The sequence below is a fragment of the Anaerolineae bacterium genome (assembly GCA_016931895.1).
GTDB lineage: Bacteria > Chloroflexota > Anaerolineae > 4572-78 > J111 > JAFGNV01.
On the sequence record JAFGDY010000179.1, the window covers coordinates 1 to 18,455 of the forward strand.

General features: G+C 52.9%; 15 protein-coding genes. 1 reads left to right on the forward strand and 14 read right to left on the reverse strand.

Annotation, left to right across the window (positions count from 1 at the left end; translation table 11 throughout):
• The coding region (locus JW953_13445) for an ATP-binding cassette domain-containing protein (protein MBN1993700.1) at positions 1-500 on the reverse strand (500 nt) is incomplete at its 3' end.
• A 7-nt stretch (positions 501-507) separates the two neighbouring features.
• A complete protein-coding gene (locus tag JW953_13450) occupies positions 508-1,653 on the reverse strand; it encodes an aminopeptidase P family protein (GenBank protein ID MBN1993701.1) in 1,146 nt (381 codons plus the stop codon).
• A 2,619-nt stretch (positions 1,654-4,272) separates the two neighbouring features.
• On the opposite strand from JW953_13450, the gene JW953_13455 reads away from it, so the two are divergent.
• Positions 4,273-4,680 (forward strand): response regulator transcription factor, encoded by a 408-nt coding sequence (locus JW953_13455; protein MBN1993702.1) that lies wholly within the window; start codon positions 4,273-4,275, stop codon positions 4,678-4,680.
• 54 nt (positions 4,681-4,734) lie between these two features.
• Here JW953_13455 and JW953_13460 read toward each other — a convergent pair whose 3' ends face one another.
• The 12 genes from JW953_13460 to JW953_13515 form a co-directional block, all read right to left on the reverse strand.
• Positions 4,735-5,721, reverse strand: a complete 987-nt coding sequence (locus JW953_13460) for a sugar kinase (GenBank protein ID MBN1993703.1) — start codon at positions 5,719-5,721, stop codon at positions 4,735-4,737.
• Between the two features lie 34 nt (positions 5,722-5,755).
• A complete protein-coding gene (locus tag JW953_13465; protein MBN1993704.1) occupies positions 5,756-7,273 on the reverse strand; it encodes a glycosyltransferase in 1,518 nt (505 codons plus the stop codon).
• A gap of 90 nt (positions 7,274-7,363) precedes the next feature.
• Complete coding sequence (locus JW953_13470; protein ID MBN1993705.1) at positions 7,364-8,608, reverse strand: hypothetical protein; 1,245 nt, start codon at positions 8,606-8,608, stop codon at positions 7,364-7,366.
• A 2-nt stretch (positions 8,609-8,610) separates the two neighbouring features.
• The gene (locus JW953_13475; GenBank protein MBN1993706.1) at positions 8,611-9,927 is read right to left on the reverse strand and encodes a glycosyltransferase; all 1,317 of its coding nucleotides are present in this window, start codon (positions 9,925-9,927) and stop codon (positions 8,611-8,613) included.
• A gap of 74 nt (positions 9,928-10,001) precedes the next feature.
• Positions 10,002-10,193 (reverse strand): hypothetical protein, encoded by a 192-nt coding sequence (locus tag JW953_13480; protein MBN1993707.1) that lies wholly within the window; start codon positions 10,191-10,193, stop codon positions 10,002-10,004.
• An 8-nt stretch (positions 10,194-10,201) separates the two neighbouring features.
• Positions 10,202-11,101, reverse strand: a complete 900-nt coding sequence (locus JW953_13485; protein MBN1993708.1) for a carbohydrate ABC transporter permease — start codon at positions 11,099-11,101, stop codon at positions 10,202-10,204.
• Between the two features lies 1 nt (position 11,102).
• Complete coding sequence (locus JW953_13490; protein MBN1993709.1) at positions 11,103-11,978, reverse strand: sugar ABC transporter permease; 876 nt, start codon at positions 11,976-11,978, stop codon at positions 11,103-11,105.
• Positions 11,979-12,123: 145 nt separating this feature from the next.
• On the reverse strand, positions 12,124-13,353 hold the full coding sequence (locus JW953_13495) for a sugar ABC transporter substrate-binding protein (GenBank protein ID MBN1993710.1): 1,230 nt from the start codon (positions 13,351-13,353) through the stop codon (positions 12,124-12,126).
• Between the two features lie 297 nt (positions 13,354-13,650).
• On the reverse strand, positions 13,651-14,649 hold the full coding sequence (locus JW953_13500) for a hypothetical protein (protein ID MBN1993711.1): 999 nt from the start codon (positions 14,647-14,649) through the stop codon (positions 13,651-13,653).
• A gap of 125 nt (positions 14,650-14,774) precedes the next feature.
• Positions 14,775-15,782 (reverse strand): LacI family DNA-binding transcriptional regulator, encoded by a 1,008-nt coding sequence (locus JW953_13505; protein ID MBN1993712.1) that lies wholly within the window; start codon positions 15,780-15,782, stop codon positions 14,775-14,777.
• Between the two features lie 398 nt (positions 15,783-16,180).
• Positions 16,181-17,284: a carbohydrate ABC transporter permease gene (locus JW953_13510; protein MBN1993713.1), complete on the reverse strand. Its 1,104-nt coding sequence runs from the start codon at positions 17,282-17,284 to the stop codon at positions 16,181-16,183.
• 1 nt (position 17,285) lies between these two features.
• Complete coding sequence (locus tag JW953_13515) at positions 17,286-18,419, reverse strand: ABC transporter permease subunit (GenBank protein MBN1993714.1); 1,134 nt, start codon at positions 18,417-18,419, stop codon at positions 17,286-17,288.
• Positions 18,420-18,455: the final 36 nt, after the last annotated feature.

Here is an 18,455-nt window from a genome sequence, read left to right on the forward strand (position 1 = left end):
ACGGTCGGCTCGTCCATGTAAATAACCTGGGGCTTATGCAGCAGGGCCACGCCGATATTGACCCGGCGTTTCATGCCCCCGGAGAATGTGCCCACCCGCCCATTGGCCCGGTCGCTCAAGCCAATGAGGGCCAACACTTCGTTGACCCGCCGGCTTGCGCCGGCCCCGCGCAGGCCGTACATCTTGCCCCAAAAGGTCAGGTTCTCCCGGGCCGAAAGGTCTTCGTATAGGGCAATCTCTTGCGGCACTACTCCCAGCACGGATTTGATGGCCATTGGGTCGCGCCGGAGGGAATGGCCCATCACCCAGGCGTCGCCGTCATCAGGACGTAACAACGTGGCCAGCATGGAAATGGTGGTGGTTTTGCCCGCGCCGTTGGGGCCAAGCAGGCCAAAGATTTCGCCCGGCTGAACCTTAAAACTGACGCCTTGCACGGCCTTGATCTCGCCGAAAGATTTGTGCAGATTTTCTACTTGAATGGCTATGGTCTCTGGGTTCACTTTTCCCTCAATTGATCACCAACGGCTCTTTGCTGAAATGGGTCAATTGTTTGCTGCCGCGTTCGCCTACCACCACCAGATCCTCAATCCGGACCAGCAGCGGGCCTTTGATAATCTGGGGCTCCACGGTAAACACCATCCCTGCTTCCAGAACGTCGGGGATGCCCTTGTCTAAAAACGGCGGCTCGTGAATATCCATGCCAATGCCATGCCCCAGCCGATCAGGACTGTAGGCCCCAAACCCCGCCTCCTCCACAATCTGCAAGGCCAGAACATACAACGCCTCGGCCGTAATGGCCCCGCCGCGCATGGCGGCAATGGCCGACTCCTCGGCCTCAACCACCGCCCGGTAGGCCGACAGGTACTCTGGCGTAGGCTCCCCAAAGTAAACCACCCGGCCAAAGTCGGTACAATAGCCCTGGTAGATTGCGCCAAAGTCAAAGTCAACCACGGTGCCCGGGGTAAAGGGGTCTTTGGTCAGATAATCGCGGTCCAGGGCCTGGCGGGGAAAATCCTGGCCCCAGCCCAATACGGCCGTGGTCATAGACGGCTCTGCGCCCAATTGCCGGATCTGATGGTCCAACTCGGCGGCCACATCCGCTTCGTTATCACCCAGCCGCATCCGCTGGACCACCTGGCCAAAAACTTGATCCGTGATCTCGGCTGCTTTCTGTAGCATGGCCAACTCTTCCGGCCCTTTGATGGCCCGGATAGGGGCCATTACCTCGGATGCGACAGTAGGCTCTATGGTGGGCGCTGCCCGGAGAAGGTCAATCAGAAATTGGCTCCAGGCCCGATCCTCAATCGCCACCCGTTTACCCGCCAGCCCCAGGTCGGCGGCAATTTGTTTCAGAAACGTCGTTGAATGCCCGTCATCTTCCAGCACCCGAACCGGCCAGCCCGCTTCATTCTGCAACTCATAGTCGGCTGCCATTCGCGGTGCCGTAAAAAACGGCTCATGTTCCAGGGTGATCCAGGCGCCCATCACCCAGCCGTTGGTCCATAGCAGGTGGGCAAAGGTGGGTTTGCGCCGCCGTTCCCCCAACAAATACTCCAGGTTGGCCGAGGGTGATAGGAACATCGCCTCAAGGCCGAGGTCTTGCATCCTGGCGCGCACTTTATGCAAACGCTGATAAAGTAACTCACGATTCATCACTTTCTCCTGCTCCAAAATCTTATCTTTGTTGGATGATGTGGAACGATTGTAATCGGAGTTGCTGAATTTTGCCAATTTTCAGCAGGGATAGGGTGCGGTTTCTGCCCTATGACCCCAAAATTGGTCCAGACCCTCGCCTATAGCTCATTTTGATTTATTTGACGATTCAGGGGTATACTAAAACTACGCTAATTTTGCCTTACCCTCCTGATTTCCCAATGAGGCAGATATTTTTGGAAGGCGGGTTAGAGATGAAAACCTATTTATTTCCAAACATCCCTGGTTAAGGTTGCCTGAATTATGTCTACCCAAATTTTGACCACCAAACTTTATATTCCTCCCCCCCGTCCTGAACTGGTGCCTCGCCTCCGGCTGTTGGCGCGTCTCAACCGGGGTTTGTCGGGCCAGCCGGGCGTTGCCCTCGTCTCTGCGCCGGCCGGTTTTGGTAAAACCACCCTGTTGAGCCATTGGCTCCGGCAAACCACGCTGCCTGCCGCCTGGCTAACGCTTGATCGTGACGACAACGACCCGGTGCGTTTTTTGCTATACCTGATTGCGGCCCTGGAAACAGTGCAGCCGGATGTTGGCGCGGATACCGTGGCTGTGTTGCAGTCGCCCCAGCCTTCGCCCCCAAAAAGCATTCTCACAATGCTGATTAATGATATTGCGGCTGTGCCGGCCGATTTTATTTTGGTGCTGGACGACTATCACGTTATCGAGCAGCCAGCCATTCACGAGGCGCTGACCTTTTTGCTCGATCACCTGCCCCCGCAGATGCACTTGGTCATTGCCGGCCGCGCCGACCCACCCCTGCCGTTGCCCCGCCTACGCACGCGCCATCAACTCACCGAACTCCGCGAAGCCGATCTGCGTTTCACCCAGGAGGAAGCAGTGATGTTTCTCAACCAGGCCATGGAATTAAATCTCACCCCCCAGGATGTGGCGGCGTTGGAAGCCCGCACCGAGGGTTGGATTGCCGGGCTGCAACTGGCGGCGCTCTCAATCCGGGGACGCGCCCCCAGGTCTATCCCTGATTTTGTTAAAGCTTTCAGTGGCAGCCACCATCACATTATTGACTACCTGGCCGAAGAAGTGATGGCCCAGCAACCCCCCGAATTCCACGATTTTTTGTGCCAGACGGCCATTTTGGATCACCTGACCGCGCAATTATGCAATGCCGTCACCGGGCGCAGCGACAGCGAGGCCATCTTGACCCAGTTGGAGCATGCCAACCTGTTCCTGATTCCGCTTGACGACCGGCGGCAATGGTATCGCTACCATCGCCTCTTTGCCGACTTTTTGCGCAGCCACCTGCGCCGGGACTTCCCCCGCCAAATTGCCGATCTGCACCGCCGGGCCAGCGCCTGGTACGAGCAGGAGGGCTTGCCGGACGGCGCCATTGAGCATGCTTTGAGCGCCCAGGATTTTGACCGGGCCGCCGGCCTCGTTGAACAGGCCGCCGACCTTACCTTGATGTGGAGCGAGGTAGCCACATTACAGGGTTGGATTGAGGCGCTGCCCGATGAAGTGGTGCGGGCCAATCCGCTTCTCTGCGTTTATCACGCCTGGACTTTATCCTTGAACGGAAGCCCTATTGAAGCGGCCGAGGTCCGCTTGCAAACCGCGCAAATTGCGCCAACCGCAGACTCGGTTGCGGCGGAGGTATTGGCCTTTCGGGTTTGGCTGGCGGCTATCAGAGGAGATACGCGTTACACGCTTGAGCTGTCGCAGCAGGCCCTGGCCCTTTTGCCGGAGAATAGTTTATTTATGCGGGGCATTGTGGCGGCCAGTGTGGGCCTGGTTTACCTGTGGGCCGGCGACATCCCGGCGGCAACCCAGGCCTTTGCCGAAGTGGCCCGGATAGGCCAACAAACCGGCAATATGATTGTCAGCGGGCTGGCTCAAGCCCGGTTGGCCCAATTGGCCATGGTTAAAGGACGCCTGCAAGAATCAAAGCGGCTGCTTGAAAAGGCCCTGGTCCTGACCACAGACAACCGGGGCCGCCTGCGACCTGTGGCCGGCGTGGCCCTTTTTGGCCTGGGCTGGTTAGCGGCGGAATGGAATGATCTGGCGGAGGCGGCCCGCCAATTGACCGCCGGTATCGAGTTGACCCGGCGCTGGTCGGAAGTTGGTTGCCTGCAAGGTTATATTGTTTTGGCCCTGGTCAAACAGATGCAGAACGACTCGTCCGGGGCGGACGAGGCTATTCAACAAGCCCGGCAACTGGCCGCAAAGTTTGATGCTATGGAGATTGATGATCAGATGGTGGCGTCGTACCAGGCCCGTTTGTGGGTGGCGCAGGGGAACCTTGAATCCGCCCGGCGGTGGGCCAAAGAACGCAACCTGACCAAAGTAGTCAATATGCGGGAGTTGGAAATTGCAGCCGGCGAGTTTTCGCCCTTCCTGCGGGCTTTGGAGTACATTGTTCTGGCCCGGCTATTTTTGGCTCAGGGTCGCCCCGATGATGCCCTGGCCGTGCTGGAACCTTTGCAAAAGGCAGCCGATGCAGCCGAGTGGGTGTGGTATGTATTGGAGATTCTTATTCTCAAAGCAAGGGCCTACCAGGCTCAGGGTCATTCTGACCAGGCGCTTGCTGCTTTAGAGCAGGCCCTGCTTATGGCCGAGCCGGAAGGCTATATCCGTATTTTTATTGATGAAGGCCAACCGATAGCGGCCCTATTGGGCCAGGCTGCGGCCCGGGGCATAATGGTGAATTACGTAGAAGCGTTGTTATCTGCTTTTGCCGCAGAAGCGCAGGGGGGCATTGCCGGGCCTACAGGAGAGAGAGAACTTCCACCCGCCTCCCCGCCTTTCAGTTCCTTTGCTCTCATTGAGCCATTGAGCGAGCGCGAACTGGAAGTGCTGCGTTTGATTGCCGCCGGTCTGTCAAACCGCGAAATTGCCGCTGAATTGGTGGTGGCGGTCAGTACCGTGAAGACCCACGTTAACAACATTTACCGCAAACTCGATGTTTCCTCTCGAACGCAGGCCGTGGCCGTGGCCAGAGCATTGAAGTTGCTGTAACGTAGCGGGGAGGATGGTATAAACCGGGCGGCGAGGGTAAAAACGGCTAAGGAGTCACCGGGGCCAGGTTGGCGGCGGCCTCATCTCGGTGGAAGGTTCCGGCAGCCGGGCATAAATCTTGTGGCGGTCAATGGCGTTGGGCAGCGCGCCAACGGTTGTTAATTTCATTTCTACAATTTCGCGGGCAAACAGGAGACACTTCTCCGGGGGATGTCCATCCAGCATAGCTACTAAAAAACCGGCCCAAAAAGCATCGCCGGCGCCGGTGGCGTCAACCACCTTGATAGCGCGGGCAGGTAGATGGCCTAATAGACGGCCATCTTGAGAGATGAGCGAGCCTTCTTTGCCCATCGTAAATACAACCGTTCGCGGCCCCAGGGCATGCAGCCTTTCAATATATGCTTCCGGTTTATTGTTTGGGCCAAATAAACGTTGCGCGTCGTCCAGCGAAGCTTTGGTGATGGTGACGTAACGATACATTTGGGCCAGCACCTTTTGCGCCTCCTGATAGTCGGGCCAAACAATGGGGGTGTAGTTAGGGTCAAGCGACACAATCTTGCCCTGCTCATAAGCCAATTTGAAAGCCTTTTCTACCGCCGAGCGACTTGGTTGGCGTGAGAGCGGCCAGGTAGAGGCATGCACCACCCTGGCCCGGTCAATCGCTTCCGCCGACACCTCGGCAGCGGCCAATTTGTAGTCGCCATTCCGCGAAGGTTCAAACTCAGGCGTGCCGCTGGTTTGCGACACAAAGACAAAAGTGGTATGGACTCGATGGTCCATGATCATGTAATCCGTATTGACCCCGTGGGCCTGTAACTCCCCTTTCAAAAATTGGCCAAACGCGCCAATCCCTGTTTTAGAAATAATTGCGGCCCGTCCCCCCAGTTTGGCCACGTTAACCGCAATATTTGTGGGCGATCCGCCCAGGTAACGGCGAAAAGTTGAGGCATCTCGCAATCTTTCCACCGGTTCGGTAGAGATGAAGTCAATGAGCGTTTCGCCAATAGCCATAACCTCAATATCTGGGTTGGAGATAGACATATTTTCCCCCTTACGTGAGACGGTTGAACGTAACCTACCGGGTGAAATAAAGTGTGGCTAACTCGGTCGGTTTAATTTGATTTTCAGGATTGGGTTGGCTGAAATAAGCCGGAATAGACAGGGTGGCCTGGCGGGATGCAACCGGAAGGGGAGTTTTTTGAGCCAAAGCCTGTTTCAGCACCTCCAGATACCCCTCAGCCGTGCGATCCCAGGTGTAGCGGCTGACAACTCGTTCCATGCCCGCCTGGTGATAATATTGCCAACTTTCGGCAGACGAGAGGATCGCCAAAAGCCCCTCCGCAATATCCGCAGGAGCAGCCGGGTCTACCAAAACGCCATACCTGATTTTGGTTTGGTGATCGTATAAACTCTCGCTGGGGCCACCATTGCGGGTGACCACGGCGGGCAGGCCGCAACTCATCGCTTCCAGGGGAGCCAGGCCAAAGGGTTCGTAATGGGCCGTGAGAGCAAAAACAGAGTGTCGCCGGGCAGCCAGGCGGTAAGCCGCGGCCAGTTCGGCCTGATTGTCGAGCGAGAAGGAGGTGACGGCAGACCATAGTTTGTATTGGTTGAGCAAACGGGCAATTTCATCCAAAATGGCCCGCTCTTCGCCGCTAAACGTTGCCCGTTGTTGGAGTGGATTTTCTGCTCCCCGGATCACAATGGCTAAATTAGCCATAGCCTGTAGCTCAGAATTTTGAATAAAAGCCTGCACCAGGCCCAGGTGATTCTTTTTTTGGTCCAGACGACTGGAGCACAAAATCAGCGGCAAGTGGCGCCGGTCTTCGGAGATGTCACGCGCCAGAGCGGTTTCCAGGCGTTTTTTTACCAGGGAATCCACTGCGGCAGATTCCGGCGAAAAAATGCGCCGGTTGACGCCGGGCGGGATGATGGCAAACCGGTTCTGATCAATACCCGTGGGATCAACCGCTCCTCGATAAGCCGGGTGGGTGTATTGCTCAACTTGCTCTTGGCGGGTGCTGGTGATGATCCGGGCCGCATAGTTCATGGCCAGGCGTTCGGCCATAATGCGTTCTTTAAAGTGAAAACGCCGGTCAATCTTGGCCAGGTTGTCCGGCCTGACCTGGAGCTTGTCCATCTTCTGCGCGCCCAGCGAATGGCCGGTGAAGGTAAAGGGTAAACCTGTTTTTTCTTTTAAAATGGCTCCGGCCAAACCGCCATCGCCATAGTGAGCGGTAAAACAATCCGGCAAATCCTGTTCGGCCCGGTAAAAATTAAGGATACCGGGCGTCCAGGCTGAGCCTAAATAGGGCCACAATGCTTCTTTGGGTAAAAATTGTGGCGGGCCGCACGGAATGCGCACAATCCGCACGTTGTTGTAGCCGGGATAGCTGTCCAGAGGCGCGGCAAATTCCGGCCAATCATCGTCAATGATTTGGCGGGTGATAATGTCTACCCGGTGGCCCTGGGCGGCCATGGCCAGGGTCACTTCTTTTACATAAACCAATTGCCCGCCAAAATCAGGATGTTCGGTCCAGTAACTGTCTTTGGGGTCAAAATTGCCCTGAGGATTCAAGAAACCGATATGCATAGAAGTTTCCTTTTTGAGGATAAGGATTGTCCCTAAAATAGCCACACCTACCCACGAAGGAGATATATTTTACATCGGTATCTGCAAAAATCATAATATCTTATTCAACGGCATACCAGGTGACTGCTCTAAAAACTGGCGTATCTGAATAGAAATGTTTTTGGGATTTGCCTGACATACAAAAAGGCCCAGGTGCTCAAATCCGCCGATTTCCTGGGTATAAGGTAAAAATTCAAAATACAAGCCAGCTCCAGGCCCGCTATTGGTAGTAACATTGTAGGCTGTTTCTCGGCCCAGCTTGGGCATCATCGCCAAGATAACTCGGATGGCGTCGTGCCACCCATCAGCCACGGCCGTTAGTTCGGCTTCGGTTAACTCATGCAGATAGCGTTTGTGGCCGTCTTTCAAGAGCAGCATCATATCAAAGGGGCGCCGCATAAAGTACGGCACCAAGAGTACGGCCGGGCCGTAATCTCGCAGCAAAAGCTCAGGTGGGTTTTTGCGCAGCAGATACATGGCGAAAGGTTCGCCCCGTTCCTGCTCAAAACGCCAATTATCGCGGAAGCGCCTGGGCATAATATTACTGAACCCAATCTGCTGATGGCCGTGAATAAGAGAGCCACCAACCAGACGGCCATAGTTTTTGATGATTGACACGAAGCCACGCCAATCTTCTTGACCATCCCTTAATTGGGGAGGAGGCATCTCCCTGGTGGCGCCGGTCAGTAACTTCTTTTCCAGCGCAGCCAATCGTTGCATCACCACTACTCGATCCGCCAGCGGCATATTGTGCCAATCCCTGTTATGTAACGAGGATGTCCACTGCAAAAAATGAAAACCATACGCCGGGATACCCTCAGTCTCCACCTTATTCTCTCCTGGAAAGACAGGGGTGTCTGTTCTCCATCCCTGCCGAGGATACAGAATGGGGAAGAGATTCTTGTTAATAAACGTAAAGCCTTCACTGAGCTTGGCTACATCTACAACGCCGGTTGTTTTACCCTGACAAACGAGACACTCTTTTTCCGGCAGGGTCAAAGTTGAATTCGCCGGGCGGTTATCGTGAGGGCGGCGCGCGCGAGCCGAATTATAGATGATCCGTTCGCCGTTTCTGGGGTCAATCTGACAAACGCCATCTGGAATAAAATCTCCCATCCCCTTTTCTTCCTGAAAAAGTTGGGCCAGTTGGGCCAAGGAGAGTTCTTCAATATTCTCTGCCTGTAGAATTTTTTTAAGACTTTCAAATTCAAGGGCCTCAATAGCGAGGCCCTCGTTTTGGAGACCCTCGCCATTGAGGGTCTCATCAACACGTTGTCGGTTTATCTTAGACTTCAAAATTATCCTACCTCTACCCCCAAGTTTTCTATGAACATTCTCGTCATACTCTCCCAGGTAAAATAAGGAATGGTAATGTTATAGGCATTTTCCCCCATCCGCCGACGCAGGGCATCATCTGAAAGAAGCATGCGCAAAACGTGAGCAAACCCATCCACATCATCCGCTTGCGCCACAATGGCTCCTCGTCCTTGCTGCAATAGATGGCGCTGTTTACCATAGGGCTGTACCTGTTTGATCTCTGTTCCCAACAAATATTCCACTGCAAAGGGGACCAGGTGACTGGCTACAACCGGTACGCCGGTAGCCGCCGCTTCTTGGGCCGACATGCCAAAACCTTCCATCACGGAGGGGGTGCAATAAATGTCTGTCACGGCGTAGAGAGTTGGCAGAAGATCCCAAACGGAACCGACTACGGCGACGTGGGATTCTAGATTATGTCCCTCCATCAAACTTTTTAGCTCTCCGGCCAGCTCTGCCTGGTTATCGTCAATGGAGATCACCAGCAGACTATTAGGTATCTTTTGATAAACTCTGGCAAATGCTTCTATCAATACATTTTTGCGCTTGGTAGTATCTGTTCGGCTGATTTCGGTGACAATTTTGCAACGCCGGATTTCTTCTGGCGATAGTCCAGAATGTTGGCTAAGAAATTCCCAAATGGGATTATCAGCCGTAATTTGACGGGGATGGTAACGGCCGGTGTCAATGCACGGCGGTAGAAATAGATTGGGACCGGTGTAACCGTAGTCATCAGCCAGTGATTGCCGGATGGTAGAGGAGGTGGCAGCAACGCCATCCAATTGGGCCATTAACTCTAGTTCAATGGAGATTCGTTCATCAAGCCGAAGGTTGGCCCACTGGTTGGTTGGCATATTACGTTTTTTGATAGTACCCAGCGAATGGGGTATCCATACGTGCCTGGCTCGCTCCGGGCGGGGTTGGTTATACAGTATCCCAATCCTGGCTGCATCCCAATAGTGGGATATTACCAAGTTAACGTCTGTTTCTCCCGCATCCAGAAAATTTTTAAGAGACTCAACCAGTTGGGGTATCTGCTCGGTCATCTCCTCTTTGCGCACAAATTCCTTTTTGCCGTCTTCCAGATACACAATGCGTTGGTATTCATCTTTGTAGCGCAATCCCCGCTGCCATTCGCCTGTGAGCGGATGAACATACCCCCCTCGATTGGCAATTGTGATTTTAAAACCAAGTTTAGCCAATGCCGCGGTAAATTGATTGACAAAGACATTTTGGCCGCCCGTATCCGGCAATCCGGGAACGACCTGCCACTGGTGGATACCGTGATTAGTAATCATCAGAATATGTTTTCGGGGGGAGGTCAGAAATGCCCGGTGCCAGGGGGTGGAATTAATGGGAAAGTTGGCCATCATCATAAAAAGGCCGGCCGATTAACCGACAAATTTCCATGGTCATCTACGGTCACCGGCATGGGATTGGCTAACGTGCCGCTGAAATCTCTGTTGGGTAAAAAGTGACGCGAGGCCATAAAATACCATGCCTCATCCGATCCTCGGGCCAGCCCCAAACCCCATCCCCATTGGTCGGGTAATTGTAAGGCCATGAACGTGGCTATCCTTTTACGCCGGTTGTAGCCACACTCTGCACAAACCATTTCTGAAAGAGCAAGAAGACAATGAGCACCGGGATGGTAATCATGGCGGCAAAGGCCATAATATCGCCCCACACTTTGGGGTCCTGGCTAAAAAATTGTTGCATGGCCACCGGCAGCGGGCGATATTCTTCGCCGCGAGTGACCATGAGCGGCCACAGAAAGTCGCCCCAGTGAGTCAAAAACTGGAGAATGGCAACGGTGGCAAAAACCGGACGCGAGAGCGGCAGGATGATGTTCCAGTAAATGCGGAAGAGACTGGCCCCATCTACCAGGGCTGCTTCTTCTAATTCCCTGGGTAAACCGATGAAAAATTGATAAAAGAGAAAAATGGACAAGGCATCGGCCATAAAGGGGATGATTTGCACATGGTAACTTTCCAACCAGCCGAAGCGGTTGACCAGCAGTAACAGCGGCACCGCCACCGCCTCAAGGGGAATTATAATCAGGGCGATGACAATAGCCAGCAGCAAGGCCCGTCCTTTGAATCTTAGTCGGGCCAGCGCATAAGCAATCAGGCTATTGATCATCAAGCCAAAGATCACCATCATGCCCACAATAAAAACCGAGTTGAACATAAACCGTTCAAAGGGCATCTGGGCAAAAACGTCGTAATAGTTTTGTGCCCCAATTTCTCCCCGCGGCACAAACGCATATAAGGTACTCATATCCATTAAAACCTGGGTTTCGTTGTTTTTGATGGAGGAAACCAACATGAAGACGATAGGGAACAGAAAAAAAATACTCAACAGCGTCATAAGCAGGTAGTTAAAACCCACCCGGACTCCTTGGCGAATTTTATAGCCTGTGGAATAGGGGGATGCTGTAATTTCGGGATGCTGCATAGACGTAGCACTCATATTAATTCACCGTCCTCTCTTCACGTATGAAAACGCGTTGTAAAATTGAAACCAGCAGCACAATAATAAAAAAGACAACGGTAATTGCCGAAGCATAGCCAATTTTGCCTTGTTTAAAACCCTGGTTAACGGCATAAACAATCATGGTAATGGTTGATCCCTGGGGGTGTCCACTGGGACCTTGCATGACCCAAACTTGGGTAAACAGTCTGAAGGCCAGAATAGTGGTGGCCAGCACCACAAAGATGGTGGTATTGCGCAGCATAGGGAAAGTGATGTGCAGAAATTGCTGAAATTTATTGGCGCCATCTATCTGGCCCGCCTCGTAAAGATAGACGGGAATATCTTGCAGTCCGGCCAGATAAATGATCATTTGAAACCCGACGCCTTGCCAGATGGATAGGAGCATAATGGCTGGAAAAGCCAAGTTGGGGTTGTTGAGCCAGTCATAAGGCCCCAACAAGCCAAAGGTAATGGTGGCCACAAACTTGTTGATCAGCCCCTCACCGGGGTTGTATAAAAAGGTCCAGATGACCGCCACCACCACCATGGTAACCACCACCGGGCTAAAATAGATAGTGCGGAAAACGTTGACCGCTTTCAACTTTTGGTTAACAAAAATCGCCAGCAGCAGCGCCAGCGCCGTTTGCACCGGCACCACAATGATCACAAACAGGAAATTATTAAGCACCGCCCGGTAGAAAGTTTCATCGGCAAAGATGCGGACAAAGTTGCGCAGACCAACAAATTGGGTGGCTAGATTGGGGTTAGGAACCAGCCGTTGATCCGAAAAAGACAGCCCAATGGCCATCAAAAAGGGAATAAGCAGAAAAACGAACAGCAACAAAATGGCCGGCAATGAAAAAGCCCAAGCCATGATGGTCTCGTTCTTTATTTTGAATTTTTCTTTTGAATTAGTTAATGTTTTATCTGTTGCAAGTGCAGCCATTCCTTGACCTCCTTTTATTAACCGGGGAATGTGTGAATACACATTCCCCGGTTTTTTCTGCTTAAGTAAATTGTTATGGTGTTGGATACCCCTGGTTATCTTCGATATCCTGGTCAATGGTTTTAACGGCTTTATCGAGTTCTGTTTTGACATCAGCCCCGGAGACAATGTTCTGAACGGCCTCAGCAAAGGCGTTGGTGATGACGGGATAGGCGGGTGTTTGTGGCCGGGGCACGGCAACGCCACCCTCCAACTGCTGGACAAAGAGGTTCAAGAAGCCGCCCTCGCCATACAAGTCGGACTTGGCGATGGCGCTTTTGCGGGCGGGCACGGCGCCGTTGGCGTTGGTCATATGCAGGATTTCATCGGGGGAGATGAGGTAATCCAGGAACTTCCAGGCGGCATCGGGGTTGGGACAGGAAGAGGTGAGGCCCCAGTTCCAGGAACCCATGCCGGTCACAGCGCCTTTTCCGAAGTCGGGGGCAGGGATCAGCACCAGATTATCGCCCAGGTTTTCACTGTGGGGTCCCCACATCCAGTGACCGACCCAGGACAGCGCCGTGTTTTTATTGATGTAGAAGTCATCATCGCCGGCGGGTTCGGGATTGGCATAGCCTTGTTCAAACAGGCTCTGGAAGAATTCCATTGCTTCTACTGCTTCCGGCCCGTTCAATACGCCGTCGGCGCTTTGATAGGTGTTGCGGTCAATCAGGTCGCCGCCAAAGGATTGCAAGAAGGGGGAGAAGCCGTAGGTGTACCACTCACCCTGGCCGTAGTTCATTTTGAAGTCAATGGCATAATCCACTTCATCCAGGGCTTGCAGTTTTTCCAGGGCATCCAAAAATTCATCTTTGGTCCAGGGATCGTCGAGGCCGGTGGGAATGCGGACGCCGGCTTTTTCAAGATATTCTTTGTTACCCCAGAGCGCCAGACCGGAGTCAAAGGTGCCCAAGCTGTAGAGATGACCGGCGTAAGTACCTTGATCAATGATCGAAGGCAGGAAGTCATTGCGCAGGTCGTCGGACACATAGTCGTCAAGAGGCGTCAGGTATCCTGCCCAGGCGTAGTTGTAGAGGAAGGGGCCGTCAAAGTCGAGCAGGCAGGGCAAGTCGCCGGCGAGGGCGGCGGCATTAACTTGGTCATTGTAGCTGCCTTCGGGCAGTTGGACGGCGTTAATGGTGATGCCGGTGCCCATGGCGTTGAAGGCTTCTACCTGGGCATCCAGCACTTCACGCTCTTCACCCTTGCCGCTGTGGAACCACACTTCCACCGTCACCTCTTCGCTCATCGGCTCTTCGGCCATTGTTTCTTCTTCTACGGCCGGTTCTGCTGCGGCCGGTTGCTCCGCCGCGGGTTCTTCAGCCGCCGGTTGCTCGGGGGCAGGTGTTGCTTGTCCCCCACATGCTGTTACAAGAGACAGGATCAAGAGCGTAATCAAGATAAGCCACAAATTCTTTTTCATTTTATATCCTCCTTTGGATAATGTTTTTAATTTGGTTGATAAAAAGATTTAACTTAAAGTTGCTCAAAAACTCACCCTTTAGGGTTTGATCTAGACTTTTTTAGGGGGGCGTATCACCTCCTTTCCTTGGCCGCAGGGTTAATCAGGGGTAAAGGCTTGACCTGCAGGTACGATTGAATTCTGTTTTACAATTTCCAGTTGCCGGTACAAGGTGGCTTGATCGGGCAACTGGGGCACAGGCCCAACGGTATTGATTTTGGCCTCGGCCACCATCTGGCCTACACAAGCTGCCTCGCCGGGAGGATAGCCATCAAGCAGAGCAACCAATAAACCGGCCCAAAAGGCATCTCCAGCTCCGGTAACATCGGCAACAGAAACATTGCCAGGCTTAATGTGGACCGGGTTAGCATCAGCGGTGGCCAGCAAAACCCCCCGCGCCCCCATGGTCAGGGCTACAATCTCCGGTCCCCAATTTAGAAATTGTTCAACATAAGCCATTGGCGATAACTCGGCCTTGAAGATACGTTTGCAATCATCTAGTGACGGCTTGGTAATATGCACAAATTGATAAGCTTCTTGCAATACACTGGGCAAGTCGGCTACATCGGGCCAGATGCGAGGATGATAGTTGGGATCCAGAGAAACAAGACACCCCTGCTGGCGGGCTATCTTAAGGGCGTCAAGAATGGTGGTTCGGGCCGGATCGCGAGAAAGGGCAAAAGCCGATGTATGGACCACGCGACTATTTTTGATTGCTTCTAAATGTTCATCTTCGGCCAGAATATAAGCGTCTGCCCCTCGACAAATGACAAAATCTGGCGTCAATGTTTGGCGAGCGTTGATGACGACGGTGGTAGGCATTTCAGCAGTAAGGCGCAGGTACTCGGTAGAAACGCCGGCCAGGTCGAGTTGCTGATGAATGTAGTGTCCAAAGCCATCGTCCCCCACACAGGCAACTACGGCAGCCGAGCCATTTAATTTGGTTATGTTAAGGGCCACATTGCTGACTTCTCCCCCCACAAATCGTTTGTAGCTATCAGCCTCGGTCAGGGTAGAGACAGTTTGGTCAGAAATAAGATCAATGACAGCTTCGCCAAAGGCTAAAAGATCAAAAGTAGGGGGTTGTTTTTGGGACATTAATTGCTCATTCTTGTGTATTTGGAACCGGTTCCAGGCCAGGATAAAAAAACACTAAGCTAAAATCTATTTTGTTGACTTTTCTGTGGCCGTTTCGGCACTATGATGCAGTTGTTGTGTTTTTATCAATTGGGTGGTGCGGTTGTATTTCGGGTAATGAGTTCAATGGGCAGAACAACTCGATGAGGTGTAGGCGGTGGCGTCGCAATCGATTCGAGCAATAACTCAACTCCCTCAATGCCTGAGACAAAAAGGGGTTGACGGATGGTGGTTAGGTGAAAATATTCAGCAATTTCAATGTCATCATAGCCGATGACTGACAGGTCTTGAGGTACGTCCAAACCAGCATCCCGCGCCGCTTCCAACACTCCAATAGCCTGGATATCGCTGGCGGCGAAGATAGCTGTTGGCGGATCGGGTAAGGCCAGCAATTCATGAGTCAATTCCCGCGCTTTCTCCCGGCTGTGTTCACCTTGCCGGTGATATTCAGGTTGAAGTGGAATGTTGGCTTTATCTAAAGCCTGGCGATAGCCTGTATAACGATCTCGGCTAGAAACAAAATTGAAGGGATTTTCAAACAGGTCGCTCACGTAACCGATTTTCCGATGCCCCAGATCAATAAGATGTTGCGTAGCCATGTAACCACCGGCCACGTCGTCAACCACCACCCGGCTGAACTGAGGATGATGACCATCAATTAAGATGGTGGGCACATCCGACTGTAAGAAGTGCTCTGCGTCAGTATCTCGGGGTGATAGGGATACAAGCAGTAACCCATCTACCCGCTCACGCCGGGGCACACTGCGAAAACAGGCATCACGTCTGGCAGTGGTTTCAACATTATAGAGAATCAGGTCGTACTCAGTATCGGCCAGGAGGTATTCAACGCCCCGCAACCGTTCCACATACGAAGGGCGGGTAAAAAAGGGAACAATCACGGCAATGGTCAGGGTTTTTTGCAACGAAAGACGGCGCGCAATGGAATGAGGGGTAAAGTTCAGCGCCTCAATTGCCGCCAAAACTCTCTGGCGGGTCGCATCACTGACAGAGGGGTTGTCATTGAGGACTCTGGAGACTGTGCCTACTCCAACGCCTGCCTTTTTCGCCACATCACGAATGGTTATATTTGTCATCCGATCCTTTTGATCAATGATGATAAAGTGGAACCGGTTCCAATTGGAACCGGTTCCACTTTATCATATATTTAATGATTTGTCAAATGGATTTTCTGATTATTCTTATGCCAAAATGGGGGGCTAAATGTGGTTGTCTACCAGCACCATTAGCTTGTCGCAAGAACTTGATCTACAAATCAGTGGATCTACAAAAAGAAAACACTGAATTCACCGAAAAAGGTTCCATTGCTGCCTAAACCTTAGGGCTAAGGATTTAATAACTTCCGCATTTGGTGCTGAAATTATGCCTCATTTTGGCTCTGCATTGGGGAAGTTAATTTATTTCCCATCCTTAGCTTAGACAAAACTCAGTGAATTCAGTGTATCGGCCCACTGTGGCTTGGGCAAAAGAAAGTTTATCCCTTTACCGAACCGGCCAGCAGGCCGCGCACAAAGAAGCGTTGCAGCGAGAAGAAAACCAGCAACGGCAGAATCATGGTCACAAAAGCGCCGGAGGTCAGCAAGTGCCAATCCTGGCCGCGATCACCAACCATATTGGCCAGGCGCATGGTCAGCACCTGGTAATCCGGATTGCTGCCCAGGAAAATCAAAGCCACCAGGTAATCGTTCCATACCCACAGGAACTGGAAGATGGCAAAAGAGGCCAGGGCCGGCACCGAGAGGGGCAGGATCATGCGGGTGAAAATAGTGTAATGCGACGCGCCGTCAATAAAGGCCGATTCTAACATTTCCCGGGGCAAGGTGCTGATATAGTTGAACAGCAGGTAGGTAGCCAGCGGCAGGCCAAAGCCGGCGTGGGCCAGCCAGATAGCCAGGAACGTACCGTTTATATTGAGCGCCGCGTAGTCTCGTAAAATGGGTACCAGGGCGATTTGCAGCGGCACCACCAGCAGGGCGACCACCATAATAAAGAGGACGCGCCGGCCCGGAAAATTCATCCAGGCAAAGCCGTAGGCGGCAAACGCGGCAATGAGAATAGGAATCACGGTGGAAGGAATGGCCACAGCGATACTGTTAAAGATGGCGCCCCAAAAGTTGTCGCCGGGAATAATTTCAACCGTGCCATCCGGGCGCTTATACTCAAAGTTTTTGCCGTTCAGTACCTGATTGTAATTTTCCAACGTAAAATTCCATCTGGTTGTCCACTGTTTTTCTTGAATCTCAATGAAACCGATCCGCCGGTTGCCAATCCACTGGACGCGCTTGCCATCCGGGGTAGAAACGCCGGCGCGGAGTTCCTCAAAGGTCGCTTCAATGCCTCCTACTTGCATAGGGCCGGTTGCATCCAGTCCGATCTCGCGAGGATCAATCTTTTCCGTTACCTCCCATGCCCGGTGGGGGAAGATGGTCCACCAGCCTGAGACCGTAATGTCTTCGCGGCTACGGAAGGACGACACAAACAGGCCAATGGTAGGGATCATCCAGAGCAGAACCAGTAAGGCGAGGGCGCCATTGACCAAAATTGCACTGCGTATTCTCTGTCCATGTGAGCCGCTCATTTTAAAATGCCTCCTGTTCTCTGAATTGGCGCAGATTGTAGATCATCACCGGGATGACTGCGATGAGTAGGATCATGGCGATAGCAGAGCCAAAACCGGCGTTGCGGGCGATGAAGGATTGGCGATAGAACTGGGTGGCAATTACATCTGTGCCAAATTGCCCCCCGGTCATCACCCAGACCACGTCAAATATTTTCAGGGTAAAGATGACAACGGTGGTAGTGACGGTAATGATGGTCCCACTAATGTAAGGGATCATAATCCTGAAGAATAATTGAATCTCGGTGGCGCCATCCACACGGGAGGCTTCGATGATCTCTTCGGGGATACCCTTGAGCGCGGCCGAAAAAAGCACCATGGCATAGCCGGTTTGCAACCAGGCCACAATGATAACCAGAAAGAGATTGTTCCAGGGCGCGATGGCGGTGAAAGCGGGCCAGGCCTGGGGTTGTCCCCCCAACCCCACCACAATGGCGTTCAAGAGTCCAATTTGCGGCGCGTCGGCCGGCTTGACCTCATAGATAAAATTCCAGATAACGCCGGCCCCAACAAACGAGATGGCCATCGGCAAGAAGATGAGCGATTTAAACAAACGTTCGGCTTTGCTGCGGTCGGCCAACACCGCTACCAAAAGGCCCAGAATGATGGTCAGAGGGGTGGCAATCAACATCCAGAAAAAAATATTGTTGCGGAACGCCTCCCGCATCATCCGGTCGGTAAAAATGGACACGTAGTTGGCCATACCCACAAACTGACCAACCTGCGGCCCGTCGCGGTCCCACAGGCTGATCCAGAAGGTCCGCCCGGTGGGAATAGCCAGGTACCAGGCCAGGATGGCGATGGCCGGGCCGATGAAAACGAACGGCTGGAGCCTGGCCGTCCACTGGTCGGGCAGCATTTCCACAATCCAGTTGAATATCCAATACAGCGCGGCCACACCGCCAACACCCCAAATAATGGCCACCACCGTAATCAGCCACTTGGGCGCATCGCCGGCCCGCAAAAACAAAAACCCCGCATACAGCACGGCAAAGGCGATGATGGGGATAAGGACAGCCAGGGCCACGCGGAAAATGAACGCCACAATTCTGGCGCCTGCCCCCAGTCGTTCTTCGCGTTGTTCTACCAGTTGCATGTGCAAACTCCTTTCCCACTGACGGGAACGACCGAG

Excerpts from the sequence above, each read along its gene's own strand:
- JW953_13450 (MBN1993701.1), bottom strand. The coding sequence starts at position 1,653 with ATGAATCGTGAGTTACTTTATCAGCGTTTGCATAAAGTGCGCGCCAGG.
- JW953_13455 (MBN1993702.1), top strand. The coding sequence starts at position 4,273 with ATGGCCGAGCCGGAAGGCTATATCCGTATTTTTATTGATGAAGGCCAA.
- JW953_13460 (MBN1993703.1), bottom strand. The coding sequence starts at position 5,721 with ATGTCTATCTCCAACCCAGATATTGAGGTTATGGCTATTGGCGAAACG.
- JW953_13465 (MBN1993704.1), bottom strand. The coding sequence starts at position 7,273 with ATGCATATCGGTTTCTTGAATCCTCAGGGCAATTTTGACCCCAAAGAC.
- JW953_13475 (MBN1993706.1), bottom strand. The coding sequence starts at position 9,927 with ATGATTACTAATCACGGTATCCACCAGTGGCAGGTCGTTCCCGGATTG.
- JW953_13480 (MBN1993707.1), bottom strand. The coding sequence starts at position 10,193 with ATGGCCTTACAATTACCCGACCAATGGGGATGGGGTTTGGGGCTGGCC.
- JW953_13485 (MBN1993708.1), bottom strand. The coding sequence starts at position 11,101 with ATGAGTGCTACGTCTATGCAGCATCCCGAAATTACAGCATCCCCCTAT.
- JW953_13490 (MBN1993709.1), bottom strand. The coding sequence starts at position 11,978 with ATGGCTTGGGCTTTTTCATTGCCGGCCATTTTGTTGCTGTTCGTTTTT.
- JW953_13495 (MBN1993710.1), bottom strand. The coding sequence starts at position 13,353 with ATGGCCGAAGAGCCGATGAGCGAAGAGGTGACGGTGGAAGTGTGGTTC.
- JW953_13500 (MBN1993711.1), bottom strand. The coding sequence starts at position 14,649 with ATGTCCCAAAAACAACCCCCTACTTTTGATCTTTTAGCCTTTGGCGAA.
- JW953_13505 (MBN1993712.1), bottom strand. The coding sequence starts at position 15,782 with ATGACAAATATAACCATTCGTGATGTGGCGAAAAAGGCAGGCGTTGGA.
- JW953_13510 (MBN1993713.1), bottom strand. The coding sequence starts at position 17,284 with ATGAGCGGCTCACATGGACAGAGAATACGCAGTGCAATTTTGGTCAAT.
- JW953_13515 (MBN1993714.1), bottom strand. The coding sequence starts at position 18,419 with ATGCAACTGGTAGAACAACGCGAAGAACGACTGGGGGCAGGCGCCAGA.